Here is a 15139-nt window from a genome sequence, read left to right as displayed (position 1 = left end):
GTCAATATTTTCGTCACAAGTTCAGAGGATGCGCCAATTCAAGCCATTTTCCGGGAATAATTTTTAGGTGATTTTCTTTCATGTGTGAAGAGAATAAAACTAAACACATCTATAATTGAAAACCATTCACCCGCAGGTCTTGACTTTCACACTTTGAAGTGCTAAAGTAATAGCGTGCAGAATATTCCGCGCGGCAGAACTGTCCGCTTTGCCCGCTGCCGCCGCTGTTATAATAAGGAGAAAAACAATGGCTGAAAAAAATTCCAGAAGAAACGAGACGACGGACGCGCTCTTTGATGCCATCCTCAGTCTGGAGAGCCGGGAAGAGTGCTACGCCTTTTTTGAGGATCTGTGCACCGTAAAGGAGATCTCGGATATGGCACAGCGCTTGCAGGCGGCAAAGCTGCTGCTGGATGGTGCCACCTACGAGCAGATCGTCAAGGCGGTGGAGATCAGCACCGCCACCATCAGCCGCATCAACCGCTGCATCCAGTACGGCTCCGGCGGCTACCGCGATACCATTGAGAAGGTGCGCGCACAGGCAGAAAAGCAGTAACGGCCGCACCCGCCGCAGCATAGGATAGGGCACACGACCGGAAAGGAAGGTTTTGCCCTATGATGATCGATACACCCTGCACCCGTTCTCAGTGCCCGGAGATGCCCAAGGTCAGCTTGGATCAGGCTGTTGTGGATCTGATGGAAAGCATTGCCCTGCAAGAAACGGCGCTCAGCCACATCCTGTGCGCCGAAAGCCGGAAGATGCAGAAAGCCATGGATCTGGACGGTCTGGATCTTTGCAAGCTGCTGGAGGTGAACGACTCTGCCACCAACATGGTGCACGCCGTCGCAAACCTTGAACTGGTGCTCAAGGATAAGCTGGAGTTCGTTTCCAACAACCTCTATGTCCCGGGGGACAGCAGCTGCCCGTCGCCTGCGCAGTAACGCTTTTGCAGGGGACGGTCTCTGCTGCAATTTGATCCGTGAAAATGCAAAGCCGGGCAGCCCGCGGGCTGCCCGGCTTTGTGCTGCCCCGCTCTGCCGCATGAAAGGCTGCTGCTCAAAATACGGTGCGGCAGCCTCCTTTTTTAGGAAAAATCTGCATAAGAGATAGAAAAATCTTTTGTTGGAATTGCTGATGTATCAAATCTGTGCTATACTATTGGATGTATCACCATGAAAGCGAGGAATATAACATTGCTGCATTATGATGCGATCCTATTTGATGTGGACGGGACGCTGATCGATTCAGCCCCCGGTATCATTCATACATTGCAAGAGGTTTTCTGTACCATGGGTGTGGATGTATCCGGCGTAAACCTGCGCCGGTATCTGGGCCCGCCCCTGCGCAAAAGCTTCGGTGAGCACTTCACCGACCCAGCGCTGATCGAAAAAGCCACCGACCTTTACCGCACGAGCTACGCGGTGAAGGGCAGTCACGAGTGTGCCGTGTTCCCGGGTGTTCCGCAGATGCTGCAACGCTTGAAGCAGGCCGGTTTTCTTCTGTGCACCGCTACCTCCAAGCCCACCAAGGTGGTCACCCCCATTCTGGAAGAGCAGGGGCTGGCACAGTATTTTGATTTTATCGGCGGTGCCTCTATGGACGAGAGCCGGGACACCAAGACCGAGGTCGTGCGTTATGTGCTCAGCCAGCCTGCTTTGCAGGGCAAGCGGGTGCTGATGGTGGGCGACCGCAACGATGATATGCGGGGTGCTGCCGACTGTGGTCTGGATGCTGCCGGTGTGCTGTACGGTTACGGCAGCCGGGAAGAGCTGGAGCCCTTCCATCCGGTGCTGCTGGCCGAAAGCTGCGCCGACCTTGCCGACCGGCTGCTGGCAGCCCGGGTATGACAGGATGTTTCATTCCTTCGGAAGGAGAATGGATAGAATATGAGAAGCAATAACCAAAAGGAGAATCATGTGCTGACCTCGATGCAGAAGCAGGCGGTTCTGGTGTGCATCGTGTGTGCACTGGCGGCGCTGCTGACCATCGGCATCACCCTTACCATGCTCAAGCGGGGCAAGAACCCGACAGAGCAGCCGGGGGATTCTTCCGTTATTACCCCCGCGCCCGCCCCGGAAGGGGAGGAGGATATCTCCGACCACTACCAGATCAACGAGACCTCCAGCGCACTGCTCACCGGGACTGCTGATGCTGGTGACGCCTATCAGGAGCAGACCCTTTTTATCGGCGATTCCAACACGGTGCGTTTGTACGCCAACGGTCTGATCTCGTTGCAGCAGTTCTGCGCAAAAGAGGGCATTGGCACCGGTGCCGCCCTGAACGAGGGCATCGTTACCTTCAAGCGGGACAATAACCGCTACACCATTGCGCAGGCAGTGGCAAAAATGAAGCCCCGCCGGGTGGTCATCATGCTGGGCACCAACGACAACGGCATGAATACCGAGGACTTTATCAGCAACTACACTGCGCTGGTGCAGGCCATTCAGGCCAGCTATCCCTATACCGATATCATCGTCAACACGGTGCCGCCGGTCCCGTCCAACCACTCCAACTACCCCAACATGGACCAGACCCGCATTGACGATTTCAATATGGCACTGCTGACCATGTGCGAGCAGCTGGACGTCAAGTTCCTCAACTCTGCTGAGGCACTCAAGGACGCCAACGGCTACGGCAATGTGGATTACTACCAGAGCGGGGATATCCACCTCAAGCCCGCAGGCCTGAAGGTGCTGCTGAAGTATCTGCGCACCCACGCCTATGAGACCGAGGATCGCCGCCCGGATACCAATAACATCCCCTCCCGTGCCGAGTATACCGCGAACCCCAGTTCTGCGGTGGAAGCACCCAGCAGTTCGGAGGTGGCTTCCTCCTCGGCCGTTGAGGAAAAAACGGAGTATCAGGCCGGTTACCGTGTGGATAAAACCGGCGGTGGCACCCTGACCTGCGGCAACGAGAGCGGCAAGTCCCTTACGGTCAAGGTGACCAGTGCCACCCAGAGCGTAACTGTTACCGCAGTGCCGGAGGACGGCTATGTGTTCGTCAAGTGGAGCGATGGCGTGACCAAGCGCACCCGCACGGATACCAATTTTGACCAGAACGTGGATGTGACCGCTGTGTTTGCGGCGGCCTCTATCCAAATCAGCAGCAGCGGTAAGGCTGGGCTGGGGGATTCCTATACCTTTAAAGCAACCCTCAAGGGCAAGTATCTGGATGCTTCCAGCATCCGCTGGTATGTCAACGGCACCGAGGTAACGCAGGCTGCCGGTAAGACCACCGTAAAGGGCGAGGTAGACCCCTCTATGGTGGGCGGCACCTTCCGGGTGTACGCCACCGCCAGTTATAACGATTGCACCGTGACCAGCAACAAGCTGGAGCTTGCGGTCAGCGGTGCAGCGTCCAGCTCCTCTAGCAGCACCAGCAGTTCCGATGCATCCTCTAAGGAGGATAAGCCTGCTTCTTCTAAGGATGAAACGTCCTCCTCTAAGGAAGATAAACCGGCCTCTTCCAAGGAAGAAAAGCCCGCTTCTTCCTCCTCGAACGGTACTTCCGAAAGCACCGGCAGCTCCTCCAAGGTGGAGAAGCCTGCATCTTCTGCGTCCTCTTCTAAGGAAGAAAAGCCCGCCTCTTCTTCGCAGAGCAGCTCCTCTTCCAAGGAGGAAAAACCTGCTTCCTCTAAGCAGGAGCACACGGCTTCCTCCAAGGAAGATGAACCGGCAACCTCTAAAGAGGAAAAGCCTGCTTCTTCCAAGACTGAGGCCAGCGCCAGCAAGGAAGCTGCCAACTGAGCGCACATTCCCTCGCTGCGCTGCATAGGCTGGCGGGAGAGGAAGGTGGAGCCCTATGTACTGGCAAGAAATGCGCACACCCTCCCTGCCCGGGGAGAATGATGTGACCAACGGCAGCGTGGATTACTACGACACCGACTGGGAAAACGTAGATAACAGCGCACTGGAGGAAGAAATGCAGAAATGCGGTCTGACGCCCTGCGAGGGAAAGACGCTGTGCCCGGACAACACCCCGGCACAAACAGACCTGTCTGCGTATGAAATCGTTTCTGAATAACGAGAAGCCAGCTCTGCCGGGGGTGGGGCTGGCTTCTCCCTGTTGATACACCAAAGTGGGAAATGCTGAAAAGAAAGTGAGATTCTATGGCAAAATATTATTGCATCTTGTTCGATGCGGACAATACGCTGCTCAACTTTGACGCAGCTGAAAACAAGGCGCTGGCCGAAACACTGGTGAACTTTGGCATCGAGCCGGACGCCGAGACCGTGCAGACCTACCGCACCATCAACGAGGAGCTGTGGCGGCAGCTGGAAAAAGGCCAGATCCGCCGCGAAAAGTTGTTCGGCGAGCGGTTCAGCCGCTTTTTAAAGGCCATCGATGCCGCCGGTGACGGCGTGGAGATGAACCGCTGCTATCTGGAGCAGCTGTCCACCCACCCGGACCTGATGAGCCCGGAGGTTCTGGATGTGCTGCGCGAACTTTCCGAGGTGGCAACGCTGGCCATCGTCAGCAACGGTGCCCAGAAGGTGCAGACCCGCCGTCTGGCTGAAAGCGGCGTGATGAACTTTATGGAGGACGTGTTCATCTCCGAGAAAATGGGCTGCGAAAAGCCCAATGCCCGCATCTTTGATGCCGCCCTGCGCGCGCTGGGCGTGGAGAACCGGGAGCACGTTCTGATGGTGGGCGACAGCCTGCCCAGTGATATTCAGGGCGGCAGCAACGCCGGGCTGGATACCTGCTGGTACAACCCCAACCACGCCGAGAACCCCGGCAAGGTGATCCCCACCTACGAGATCGCCAGTCTGGAGGAACTGTATCCGCTGGTGATGGAGCAGGAGGAGCTGGCCAATGTTGGCCTGAAGAACCGCCGCCACCAGTGCTGAGAGATGAAAAAGAACGGATAACGGATCAAAACTATGCTGATACATTTGGAAAAACTGGGTAAGACTTTTGGCGAAAAGGTGGTGCTGCACGATGTGACCGCCAGTGTCGAGCGGGAGGACCGCATCGGCATTGTGGGACAAAACGGTGCAGGCAAGACCACCCTGCTCAAGATCCTTACCGGCGAATATCAGGACTACGAGGGCGAGTTCAGCGTGACCCACGGGGTAACACTGGGCTATCTGGAGCAGAACGCAAAGCTGGACGCCACGCTGGATATCTACGGCGAGATGCGCGCCACCTTTGCTCCGGTGCTGGATGCCATGGCGCAGATGCAGATCTTGGAGCGCCGCATGGCTGCCCAGCCCGATAACGCCGACCTGCTGGCACAGCACGATGCCCTGCAAAACATTGTGGACGCTGCCGACGGCTACAACATGGACGTGAATATCAAAAAGGTGCTGTCCGGCATGGGCTTTGCGCAGGATACATGGCAAAAGAACATTGCGGTGCTCTCCGGCGGCGAGCTGACGCGGCTGCGCCTGGCAAAGCTGCTGCTGGAAAAGCCGGATGTCCTCATTCTGGACGAGCCCACCAACCACTTGGACTTTGCTACCATGGAATGGCTGGAAAATTATCTCAAGGGCTACTCCGGCGCGGTGCTGGTGGTCAGCCACGACCGCTATTTCCTCGATAATGTCTGTACAAAGATCTGGGAGGTGTCCTTCCAGACCATGACCACCTACAAGGGCAACTTCTCGGCCTATCTGCCCCAGAAGGAAGCTGCCGATGCCCTGCGCCAGAAGCAGCACGATGCCGATGTGGCACTGGCTGAAAAGCTGCAGGACTATGTGGACCGCAACCTTGTGCGCGCCTCCACCACCAAAATGGCGCAGAGCCGCCGCAAGCAGCTGGAAAAGCTGGAGATTACGGAGGCACCCAAGGACGAGACTAACCAGCTGAAATTCCGCTTTGAATATGACGTAGAACCGTGGAATGAGCTGGTGATGCTGAAAAATCTCAGCATCAAGATCGGGGAGCGCACCCTGCTGGAACCCTTTACCTATACGGTCTGCCGCGGGCAGCGGCTCATCATTGCCGGTCCCAACGGTGCGGGCAAATCCACTCTGATGCAGGTGCTGGACGGCAAGCGCCGCCCCTCCGGCGGCATGGTGCGGCTGGGTACCGGGGCGCGTCCCAGCATCTTTGCCCAGCAGCAGAACCGTCTGGGGCAGGGCAGGGTCATTGATGTCATTTGGAACAAGTACCCCCGCATGACCGAACTGGAGGTGCGCAGCCACCTTGCAAAGCTGGGCTTCCGGGGCGATACCGTGTTCAAGCCCTGCGAGGCATTGTCTGGCGGCGAGCTGGCGCGTCTGCGCTTTGCGGAGATTGTGCTGGAACGGCCGAACCTGCTGTTTCTGGACGAGCCCACCAACCACTTGGACATCTATACCCGCGAAAACCTGACCGAAGCGCTGATGGCCTATACCGGCACCCTGCTGTTGGTCACCCACGACCGTCACCTGATGAACAGTCTGGCCTGTCCCATCCTCTATCTTGAGGACGGCAAGGCCGTGCTCTACCCCAGCTACGATGCCCTGATGGGACGTGCCGCCCCGGTGCAGGCTGCCCAGAAGGCTGCCGAGCCCGCCAAGACCGGCTACGGCAAGGAGCAGCGCCGCCGCCGCGCCGAGCTGCGCGCCAAGATCAAAGCCTGTGAGGACGAGATGGAGGCCTGCGGCGCACGCGAGGTAGAGCTGGACAACGAGATCAACTCCCCGGAGGTGTACAACGACCCCGATCTGCTGCGCCAGAAAAGCGATGAACTGAGCGACCTGCGCTTCCATCAGGAGGAGCTTTTTGCCGCATGGGAAGCCGCCATGGAAGAGCAGGAAGCCTACGAGCAGACGCAGCAGCCCGAAGAATAAAGGAGCGTATCCTCTATGCCTAAAAATCACCGCAACTATCAAAAAACACGGCACATCGCCCTGTCTGGCCTGTTGTTTGCACTGGCCATGGCGCTTTCCTTCATCGAGGGAACGCTGGTCATCCCGGGGCTTTTGCCGGGCATGAAGCTGGGGCTTGCCAATATCGTGATCATGTACGCTTTGTTCTTTATGGGGCCCCGGCAGGCATTGGTGCTGGATGTGCTCAAGGCGCTGTTCGTCTTTCTGGTGTCCGGTTTCACGGCGGGCTTCCTCTCGCTGTGCGGCGGGCTTTTGTCCCTTGCGGTGATGTGGGTGCTGTACTATCTTCTGCCGGTGCGTCCTACATGGTTCATCCTGTCGGTCTGCGGCGCACTGGCGCATAACGTGGGGCAGCTGCTGGGCGCAGGGGTCATCATCTCCTCGTCCTTGTCGCTGTACTACGCGCCGGTCATGCTGGTGCTGGGGCTTGTCATGGGCGCGCTCACCTCGGTCACGCTGCGGGCGCTGCTGCCCGCGCTGGGCAAGATGGGCTTCAACACCCATGAAAACCGCCCCGAATGACCGACCATTCCGACTGGGCAGTTGCATTTTGGTCGGAAATCTGTATAATAAGGAAACAACTGTATTTTTATCAAAAAAGACCCCAAAAGATAGCACTGCCGCAGCATGGGAACTTGAGCGGCAGTCGGGAGGTGTTTGTATATGTCTGAAAAAGTTACCATCAAGGTCGAGCGGAAGGAACTCCATCTGCCCACCATCGCACTGCGCGGGCTGGTGGTGTTCCCCAACAACCTTGTTCATTTTGAAGTCGGGCGGGAAAAAAGCATTGCTGCCGTGGAGTGGGCCATGGCCAATAACTCCAATGTATTTCTGGTTGCCCAGAAGGAGATGGAGACCAGTGAACCCACCCAGCAAGACCTGTACACCTACGGCGTAGTAGCCGAGGTCAAGCAGGTGCTGCGCGTGTCGGATGAGCTGGTCAAGGTGCTGGTGGAGGGTAAGTACCGCGCCAAGCTGACCGAGCTGGATACCACCGGCGATTTTCTGCTGTCTGCTGTGCGCTCCGCTCCGGTGCGTGCCGCAAAGCCCGAAGAAGCTGTGGAGACCGAGGCGCTGCTCCGCGCCCTCAAGACCGGCTTTGACGAGTATCTGGGCATGAACCCGCGCCTTGCCAAGGACGTTGTGTTCACCATTGTTTCCAGCGATGACCCCATGTTCCTCACCGAATATATGCCGGCAAACCTCTTGTTCCGCTACGAGGACAAGCAGGCCGTGATGAACGAGAACACCCTCAACGGCCGTTTGCAGCGCCTTGTGGAGATGTTGCGTCGTGAATGTCAGGTGATGAAGATCGAAAAGGAGATCGCGGAAAAGGTCAACGAGTCCATGGACAAGAACCAGCGCGATTACTACCTGCACGAGCAGCTGCACATCATCAATGATGAACTGGGCGAGGGGGACGATACCCACGCCGAAGCCGATGATTACCGCCGCAAGATCCGGGAACTGCACCTTGCCGAGGACAGCGAGAAAAAGCTGCTCAAGGAGGTAGACCGCCTTTCCCGGATGCAGAGCAGCAATCAGGAAGCAACGGTCATCCGCACCTATCTGGATACCTGTCTGGATCTGCCGTGGAACACCATGACTGTGGATGATCTGGATATCCATCGCGCCCAGCAGATCTTAGACCGGGATCACTACGGCCTGAAAAAGGTCAAGGACCGCATTCTGGAAACGCTGGCCGTGCGCAAGCTGGCACCGGATGTGAAGGCACAGATCATCTGTCTGGTAGGCCCTCCGGGCGTGGGCAAAACCAGTATTGCACGCTCCATCGCAGAAAGCCTTGGCCGCAAGTATGTGCGCATCAGTCTTGGCGGCGTGCGGGACGAGGCCGAGATCCGCGGCCACCGCCGCACCTACATTGGTGCCATGCCCGGCAAAATCATCAGCGCCATGATCACCGCCAAGTCCTCCAACCCCCTGATGCTGCTGGACGAGATCGACAAGCTGGCAGGGGACTTCCGGGGCGACCCGGCGGCAGCTCTGCTGGAAGCGCTGGACCCGGAGCAGAACAGCACCTTCAACGATCATTTTATTGATATTCCGTTTGACCTGAGTCATGTGCTCTTTATTACCACCGCGAACGACTTGGGCAGCATCCCCGGCCCGCTGCGCGACCGCATGGACGTCATCGAGCTGCCCAGCTATACCCGCGTGGAAAAATACAATATTGCCCGCAAGCACCTGCTGCCCAAGCAGCTCAAGGCCTGTGGTCTGACCGGCAAGGTCACCATGAACCAGGGCGCACTCTACGGCATCATCGACGGCTACACCCGCGAGGCCGGTGTGCGTAATCTGGAGCGCACCATCACCAGTGTGCTGCGCAAGTGCGCCCGCAAGATCGCTTCCGGCGAGGTGGAAAGCGTAGCAGTGACCGCCGCCATGCTGGAGGAACTGCTGGGCCCCGCATCGTCAAGCCGGACTTCCTCAACCGCACCAACGCCGTGGGCATCGCCAACGGTCTGGCATGGACCAGCGTAGGTGGCGAGACCCTGCCCATCGAGGTGCAGGTCATGGACAACGGTACCGGCAAGATCACCGTTACCGGTTCGCTGGGCGATGTGATGAAGGAGAGCGCACAGCTGGCAGTCACTTGGGTGCGTGTCCACGCCGAGGAATACGGCATCGACCCCGAGCGGCTGAAGAAATGCGACCTGCACATCCACGCCCCCGAGGGCGCTGTGCCCAAGGACGGCCCCAGTGCGGGCGTCACCCTGACCACGGCATTGGTGTCCTGCCTGTCCGGCGTTCCGGTACGCGGCGATGTGGCAATGACCGGCGAGATCACCCTGCACGGCAATGTGCTGCCCATCGGCGGCCTGCGGGAAAAGAGCATGGCTGCCTACCGCGAGGGTATGAAGACCGTGCTCATCCCCAAGGACAACGAGCCTGACCTGTACGATGTCGACGAGGAAGTTAAGAAGAACCTGACCTTCCTGCCCATGCAGAACCTCTCGCAGGTGCTGGCTGCCGCTCTGCTCAAGCCGAAGGCTGCCAAGAGCACCGCAGGCCGTCCCCGCACCAAAAAGTCCAAGGCAGGGGAGAGCCGCATCCCTGCCGCGCCTGAGAAGAACCAGCCGGGCGTTGTCTGCTGAAAAACAGAAAGGAACACGCCATGATCTTCAATAAAGCTGATTTTATTGCCAGCTATGGCATTTCCAGCCAGCTGCCCGAGAGCGACCGCCCGGAGCTGAGCTTTTCGGGGCGCTCCAACGTGGGCAAATCCAGCCTGATCAACAAGCTGTGCAGCCGCAAAAATCTGGCGCGCGTGTCCAGTACGCCGGGCAAAACGGCTACCATCAACTTCTATTCGGTGGATGACTGCTATTTTGTGGACCTGCCGGGCTACGGCTACGCCAAGGTGAGCAATGCCGACCGCGAGCGCTGGGATGACCTCATCAACAGCTATTTCGAGGCACCCCGCCACCACACCCTGCTGGTGCAGCTGCTGGACTGCCGCCACGCCCCCAGCGCAGATGATTTGCAGATGCTGCGCTACCTGCACTACCACCGCATCCCCTATGTGGTGGCGCTGACCAAGGCAGATAAGCTGAAAAAAAGCCAGCTTGCCAAAACGCAGGAGGACTTTGAAAACATCTGCCGCCCCTACGGCTGCCAGAAGGTGGTGCTGACCAGCGGCGAAAACGGCTACGGCATCCCGGAGCTGCAAGCGGTGCTCAACGCCGCAGTGGCTGCGAAAAACGAGGAAGCGGAGTAACGCTATGGCTTACAACGAATTTGCCTATTTTTACGATGAATTCAACGGCGAAGCGGACTACGACGCCCTGTACAGCCAGATCCATGCAAAGCTGGAAGCCCACGGAATCCATGACGGCATTGTAGCCGACCTTGGCTGCGGCACCGGGGAACTGACCCTGATGCTGACGCAGGCGGGCTACGATATGATCGGCATCGACCAGTCGGAGGAGATGCTCTGCGTGGTGCGGGATAAGGCCGAGCAGCTGGGGCTTTCCGGCCGTTTGCTGCTGCTGAGGCAGGACTTGCTCAAGCTGGATCTCTACGGCACCATCCGGGCGGCGGTATCCACATTTGATACCTTCAACCACATCCCGGATCTGGATACCGCCATTGCCAACGCGGGCTTTTTTATGGAAAAAGGCGGCGTGTTCCTCTTTGATATGAACACCCCCTATAAGCACCGGAAGGTTCTGGGCGATAACGCATTCACCTTTGAGGAAGAGGATGCCGCCTGCGTGTGGCGCAACCACTATAACGCAGCTGACCGCAAGGTGGAGATCACGGTGGATATTGATTATCACGAGACCGGCGAGCATTTCCACGAGGAATTCTGCGAGTACACCTACGATCTGGACACCATCCGTGCATCGCTGGAAAAGCACGGTTTTGTGCTGGAAAGTGTCTGCGATGGCGAGACCTTTGGCCCGCTGAACAAGGAAAGCCAGCGCTACTTCTTCTGCGCAACAAAACAGTATACACAACTGGAGGAATAACCTATGGCAAACCTGATCCGCGGCCTGTCCGAGAACGGCGGTGTCGTGTTCTGCGGTGTGGATTCCACCGATATCGTCCGTAAAGCAGAAAAGCTTCACACCACAAGCGCCACCTGCAGCGCGGCACTGGGCCGTCTGCTCACGGGTGCTACCCTGATGGGCTCCATGCTCAAGGATGACCGCGACCGCATCACCCTGCGTGTGGCGGGCGGCGGCCCCGCCGGCGTGGTCATTGCCTGCACTGACGGCACCGGTAACGTGAAGGGCTGCATTGATAACCCGCTGGTGGAGCTGCCCGCCAAAGCCAACGGCCACTTGGACGTGGGTACTGCCGTGGGCAAGGACGGTGTGCTGACCGTCATCCGGGACAACCGCCTGCAAAAGGAGCCCACAGTCGGGCAGGTGCCGCTGGTATCCGGCGAGATCGCTGAGGATCTGACCAGCTACTATGCGTACAGTGAGCAGGTGCCTACCGTGATGGCGCTGGGCGTGCTGGTGGACAAAGACCTGTCAATCCTCTGCGCCGGTGGTTTTATGGTACAGCTGCTGCCCGGCGCTACTGATGCCGAAATCGACCAGCTGGAAAAGAACATCAACGCCATGCCCTCTGTCACCGAACTGCTCCATGCGGGCAAGACCCCCGAGGACATGATGCAGCTGGCGCTGGCCGGCTTCACCCCCAACGTGCTGGACGAGCGCACGGTGCAGTACCAGTGCGATTGCAGCGCCGAACGCACCAAGGAGATGCTGCTCAGCCTTGGCCGTGCCGAGCTTGAGCGGATGCGGGACGAGGATCCCACCTGTGAGGTGGTGTGCCACTTCTGCCACAGCAAGTACCAGTATGACCTGAACGCTCTGCTTGCCGAGTACGATGCACAGGCAGCACAGGCCACCGAAGCCGCTCAGCCCATCCAGTGAAATAAGAAAACACTTTTCAAAAGGCGGCTGCACATAACTGCGCAGCCGCCTTTTGCTATGTGCAGATATCTGCCGCCACGGTATACACCGCATTGTAATGCAACGTATCCTCCTGCACGGTGCACGCTTCCTGACGGGCGAAGATCTCAGCATCCGGGAAAGCTTCGTGCAGCGCCCGCAGTCCCTGTAACCGTGCCAGCGTAAGCGCCTGCGCCTCGGTGCGAAATATTGTTTCTTGTTGCTGCCCGTAATAGGTGGTCTCCTCCACCGCGCAGGGCAGGGGCAGACCGAAAACCTCTAATTGCAGATGCCGGGTGCGGCACAGCCCGTCCCTATCAGGTATGGAGGACGGGAACGCGGCAGAATGCCCGGCAAAAAATAGTCGGTAATTTGTTTTGTTTTCGCCGGTCAGCTGCGGCAGTGTCTCTGCCAGCGGAACGCTCTGGTTTGTCTCCCATTCTAGCTGCGCCACTACCGTGCCTGCCGCCGGGGCAAAGATAAGGCTGCCGTCCCGTTCAATACGCGCCGTACCGATCAGCCCCTGCCCGGCCTCCACAGTATGCCCGGGGGCTACCAGCATGGTGCCGCTGATAAGATTTGTACGCAGCACCGTTCCATTGCACCTTGCCCGTAGTCCGTGCAGGGTGCCTGCGGCGATCTCAGGCCGTGCGCATGCAGGGGCAGCCTCCACCGCAAGCCGTCCCTTTTCAAAATTCAGGCTTGCCCACGAGAACTCGCCGCTTTCCAGCAGGGCATACTCTCCGGTGCGCAGCAGCTCCTCGGTTACGGCAGTGCCGGGCTGCAAGCCGCAGCTGCGCAGCACTGCACCTGCCCGCGCCCGTTGCCCGGTGGTCAGGCTGCTGTCGTCCACTGCCCATATAAACCCTTGCAGCCAGACCAGTACCAGCCCCCAAGCGACAAGACCTACCCAAAGCCCCTTGCGCCGCAGCAGCGGACGCAGCAAAAAATAGAGCCCCTGCCGTTTTTCTATCCGCAGCCGCACCCGCCTATGCCGGGCAAAGGCGGCAAACCGCCGGTATTGCCATGCGGCGCAATGGCCGCAAAAGCCGCCGGGCAGGGAAGAAATGCCATACAAATGCAGCCCTTGCGCGGCGGCATCGGTCAAAAGCGCCTCGGGGCTGCCGTTCCGGGCGGTAAAGCGCACCCCGGCCCAAAGGCTTGCAGCTTCCATGACGGCCTCCTATTCATCGGAAAAATCGGTGCGCAAAAACTGCCCCTGTACCGTCAGCCGGGCGGCGGTCAGGGTGCAGATGCGCAGTCCGTTGCCGTATACCGTGAACCGCCCTTTTGCCAGCCGCAGGCACAGCTTGTTTTCATCAAAAAACAACACCGTGCAAAAATGCTCGATCTCCATCCGGTCGCCACTCAGGTATACGGCAGGGCGGCTGTAAAACCCGGGCGGCGGCTGTCGGAACAGCCCGCGCAGCCAGTCGCCCGGGTTGCGCCGGTCGTGGTGTGCTCTGGCCATCTTTGTCCCTCCCGTCCCGCGCTTTGTACATTGCACAGCCCATGCTTCCATATATATGGAGGGGGAGGGCGTTCTTATGAGTAAAAGCTGCAAACCGCTGTATCCGGGGCTTTTTTTGCTGGGTGCAGCCACGGCGGCGCTGGTATTTGCTGCGCCCCAGACCTGCGCGGATGCCTTGCGGCAGGGTCTTGCACTCTGCGGTGGGCCGCTGCTGGTGTCGTTGTTCCCTTTTCTGGTGGTGTCGGCGCTCATCATGCGCAGCGGCGCGGGCGAGGTACTTGGCGTGCTGCTCTGGCCGGTGGTGCGTTGTATCGGCTTGCGCAGCCGCAGCGCGGGCAGTGTGCTGCTTATCGGCCTTGTGGGCGGCTTTGCCCCTGCCGCCGCCGCTGCTGCCGAGGCAGTCCGCAGCAGAGAACTGACCCCGCAGGAGGCTTCGGCTCTGCTGCCTGCCTGCATATGCTCCGGGCCATCCTTTGTCATTCTGACGGTCGGGGAACAGCTGCTGGGCAGCCGCACGGCAGGGCTGTGCCTGTTTGCAGCACAGGTGCTGGCGGGCTGGCTGACGGCGGCGCTGCTCTGCCGTGTTTGCGGCAGACCAAAACCCTTGCCCGCACCGCTCGCTGCAACACAAACAGAACCGCCGCCGGCGCTGGATGCTATCCTTGCACAGGCAGCGGTGACCTACCTGAAATTATGCGGTTTTGTGCTATATTTCCGGCTGTTGGCGGCAGGCTGCGGGCTGCTGCTGCCGGCAGCGCTTGCGCCCTTTCCAGCCATGCTGCTGGAGGTGTGCTCCGGCTGCGACTACGCCGCCCGCACCGGTCTGTGGGCAAGCGGGCTGTGCTGCGCCGCGCTCAGCGTGCAGGGCGCTTCGGTGCTGCTGCAGGTGCGCACTCTCTGCCCGCCGGAGGTCTCGCTTCGCCCCTTGCTGTGGGGCAGGGTGCTGCATCTGCCGCTTTCGCTGGCGCTGTTTTATCTGGGCTTGCCGCAGAGCGCTGTGGAAAGCTTCAACACCCTGTGCGCCCGGGTGGTGCCCATGCAGCGGGTGCCCACAGACTGCGCCCTGCTGGTGTTTGCGGTGTGCTGCATCACGGCCTGCGAGGCCTGCCGCCTGACCGGGAGGAGGGCGCAAAATGCAGCTCCGGCAAATAAAAACCGCTCTGCGGCTTGCAAACCGCCGCAAAATGTGGTAACATAACTCTTGGTTATCATAATACCAAACGCAGCGACGGAGAGAGTAGGCGCTGTCTGCACGGCAAAGAGAGAAGCTTCACCGGCTGAAAGGGCTTCCATGTGCGGCAGGGGCTGAAGTTCGCTCCCGAGCGGTCTGTGCGAACGATGCAAAGCGCATCTATTAGCACAGGACGGTTGCGCCCCGTTACGGCGTTTGAGCGCCGTCTGCCTTTGCGCAGGCGGA

14 protein-coding genes and 1 pseudogene are annotated in these 15139 nt (G+C 59.1%); 13 read left to right on the top strand and 2 right to left on the bottom strand.

The window, feature by feature from the left end:
- Nucleotides 1-247: 247 nt before the first annotated feature.
- From ACXPUX_RS10735 to hslO, 12 genes and pseudogenes are all read left to right on the top strand, one after another.
- A complete protein-coding gene (locus ACXPUX_RS10735; protein WP_005923988.1) occupies nt 248-556 on the top strand; it encodes a YerC/YecD family TrpR-related protein in 309 nt (102 codons plus the stop codon).
- 59 nt (nt 557-615) lie between these two features.
- Nucleotides 616-942, top strand: a complete 327-nt coding sequence (locus ACXPUX_RS10730; RefSeq protein WP_249240152.1) for a hypothetical protein — start codon at nt 616-618, stop codon at nt 940-942.
- 231 nt (nt 943-1173) lie between these two features.
- A complete protein-coding gene (locus ACXPUX_RS10725) occupies nt 1174-1848 on the top strand; it encodes an HAD hydrolase-like protein (protein ID WP_458828285.1) in 675 nt (224 codons plus the stop codon).
- Between the two features lie 39 nt (nt 1849-1887).
- Nucleotides 1888-3750, top strand: coding sequence for an SGNH/GDSL hydrolase family protein (locus tag ACXPUX_RS10720; RefSeq protein WP_458828284.1), 1863 nt, complete (start codon nt 1888-1890; stop codon nt 3748-3750).
- 55 nt (nt 3751-3805) lie between these two features.
- Complete coding sequence (locus ACXPUX_RS10715; protein WP_097779778.1) at nt 3806-4027, top strand: hypothetical protein; 222 nt, start codon at nt 3806-3808, stop codon at nt 4025-4027.
- A gap of 86 nt (nt 4028-4113) precedes the next feature.
- Nucleotides 4114-4854, top strand: a complete 741-nt coding sequence (locus ACXPUX_RS10710) for a YjjG family noncanonical pyrimidine nucleotidase (protein WP_458828283.1) — start codon at nt 4114-4116, stop codon at nt 4852-4854.
- A gap of 33 nt (nt 4855-4887) precedes the next feature.
- Nucleotides 4888-6783, top strand: a complete 1896-nt coding sequence (locus tag ACXPUX_RS10705; RefSeq protein ID WP_005924008.1) for an ABC-F family ATP-binding cassette domain-containing protein — start codon at nt 4888-4890, stop codon at nt 6781-6783.
- 15 nt (nt 6784-6798) lie between these two features.
- Nucleotides 6799-7344: a Gx transporter family protein gene (locus ACXPUX_RS10700; protein WP_458828282.1), complete on the top strand. Its 546-nt coding sequence runs from the start codon at nt 6799-6801 to the stop codon at nt 7342-7344.
- 141 nt (nt 7345-7485) lie between these two features.
- Nucleotides 7486-9938 (top strand): annotated as a pseudogene (gene lon / locus ACXPUX_RS10695) (endopeptidase La).
- 20 nt (nt 9939-9958) lie between these two features.
- Nucleotides 9959-10561, top strand: coding sequence for a ribosome biogenesis GTP-binding protein YihA/YsxC (gene yihA, locus ACXPUX_RS10690; protein ID WP_458828281.1), 603 nt, complete (start codon nt 9959-9961; stop codon nt 10559-10561).
- Between the two features lie 4 nt (nt 10562-10565).
- Entirely contained in the window at nt 10566-11315 is a 750-nt protein-coding gene (locus ACXPUX_RS10685; protein ID WP_458828280.1) for a class I SAM-dependent DNA methyltransferase, read from the top strand.
- Nucleotides 11316-11318: 3 nt separating this feature from the next.
- Nucleotides 11319-12233 carry an Hsp33 family molecular chaperone HslO gene (gene hslO / locus ACXPUX_RS10680; RefSeq protein ID WP_458828279.1) on the top strand — a complete coding sequence of 305 codons (915 nt, stop codon included), beginning with the start codon at nt 11319-11321 and terminating at the stop codon, nt 12231-12233.
- Between the two features lie 55 nt (nt 12234-12288).
- Here the strand turns inward: hslO and ACXPUX_RS10675 are convergent, their stop codons facing one another.
- Nucleotides 12289-13425 carry a sporulation protein YqfD gene (locus tag ACXPUX_RS10675; RefSeq protein ID WP_458828278.1) on the bottom strand — a complete coding sequence of 379 codons (1137 nt, stop codon included), beginning with the start codon at nt 13423-13425 and terminating at the stop codon, nt 12289-12291.
- Between the two features lie 9 nt (nt 13426-13434).
- A complete protein-coding gene (locus ACXPUX_RS10670) occupies nt 13435-13722 on the bottom strand; it encodes a YabP/YqfC family sporulation protein (protein ID WP_458828277.1) in 288 nt (95 codons plus the stop codon).
- Nucleotides 13723-13798: 76 nt separating this feature from the next.
- Between ACXPUX_RS10670 and ACXPUX_RS10665 the strand changes: the two genes are divergently transcribed.
- Nucleotides 13799-14920 (top strand): hypothetical protein, encoded by a 1122-nt coding sequence (locus tag ACXPUX_RS10665; RefSeq protein WP_458828276.1) that lies wholly within the window; start codon nt 13799-13801, stop codon nt 14918-14920.
- Nucleotides 14921-15139: the final 219 nt, after the last annotated feature.

The organism is Faecalibacterium sp. PGM34 (genome assembly GCF_054456555.1).
The sequence above is the reverse complement of the archived record's forward strand: the minus strand, read 5'-3'. Positions and strand labels throughout refer to the sequence as shown.

Coding starts and splice junctions, on each gene's coding strand:
- ACXPUX_RS10735 (WP_005923988.1), top strand. CDS start 248: ATGGCTGAAAAAAATTCCAGAAGAAACGAGACGACGGACGCGCTCTTT.
- ACXPUX_RS10730 (WP_249240152.1), top strand. CDS start 616: ATGATGATCGATACACCCTGCACCCGTTCTCAGTGCCCGGAGATGCCC.
- ACXPUX_RS10725 (WP_458828285.1), top strand. CDS start 1,174: ATGAAAGCGAGGAATATAACATTGCTGCATTATGATGCGATCCTATTT.
- ACXPUX_RS10720 (WP_458828284.1), top strand. CDS start 1,888: ATGAGAAGCAATAACCAAAAGGAGAATCATGTGCTGACCTCGATGCAG.
- ACXPUX_RS10715 (WP_097779778.1), top strand. CDS start 3,806: ATGTACTGGCAAGAAATGCGCACACCCTCCCTGCCCGGGGAGAATGAT.
- ACXPUX_RS10710 (WP_458828283.1), top strand. CDS start 4,114: ATGGCAAAATATTATTGCATCTTGTTCGATGCGGACAATACGCTGCTC.
- ACXPUX_RS10705 (WP_005924008.1), top strand. CDS start 4,888: ATGCTGATACATTTGGAAAAACTGGGTAAGACTTTTGGCGAAAAGGTG.
- ACXPUX_RS10700 (WP_458828282.1), top strand. CDS start 6,799: ATGCCTAAAAATCACCGCAACTATCAAAAAACACGGCACATCGCCCTG.
- yihA (WP_458828281.1), top strand. CDS start 9,959: ATGATCTTCAATAAAGCTGATTTTATTGCCAGCTATGGCATTTCCAGC.
- ACXPUX_RS10685 (WP_458828280.1), top strand. CDS start 10,566: ATGGCTTACAACGAATTTGCCTATTTTTACGATGAATTCAACGGCGAA.
- hslO (WP_458828279.1), top strand. CDS start 11,319: ATGGCAAACCTGATCCGCGGCCTGTCCGAGAACGGCGGTGTCGTGTTC.
- ACXPUX_RS10675 (WP_458828278.1), bottom strand. CDS start 13,425: ATGGAAGCTGCAAGCCTTTGGGCCGGGGTGCGCTTTACCGCCCGGAAC.
- ACXPUX_RS10670 (WP_458828277.1), bottom strand. CDS start 13,722: ATGGCCAGAGCACACCACGACCGGCGCAACCCGGGCGACTGGCTGCGC.
- ACXPUX_RS10665 (WP_458828276.1), top strand. CDS start 13,799: ATGAGTAAAAGCTGCAAACCGCTGTATCCGGGGCTTTTTTTGCTGGGT.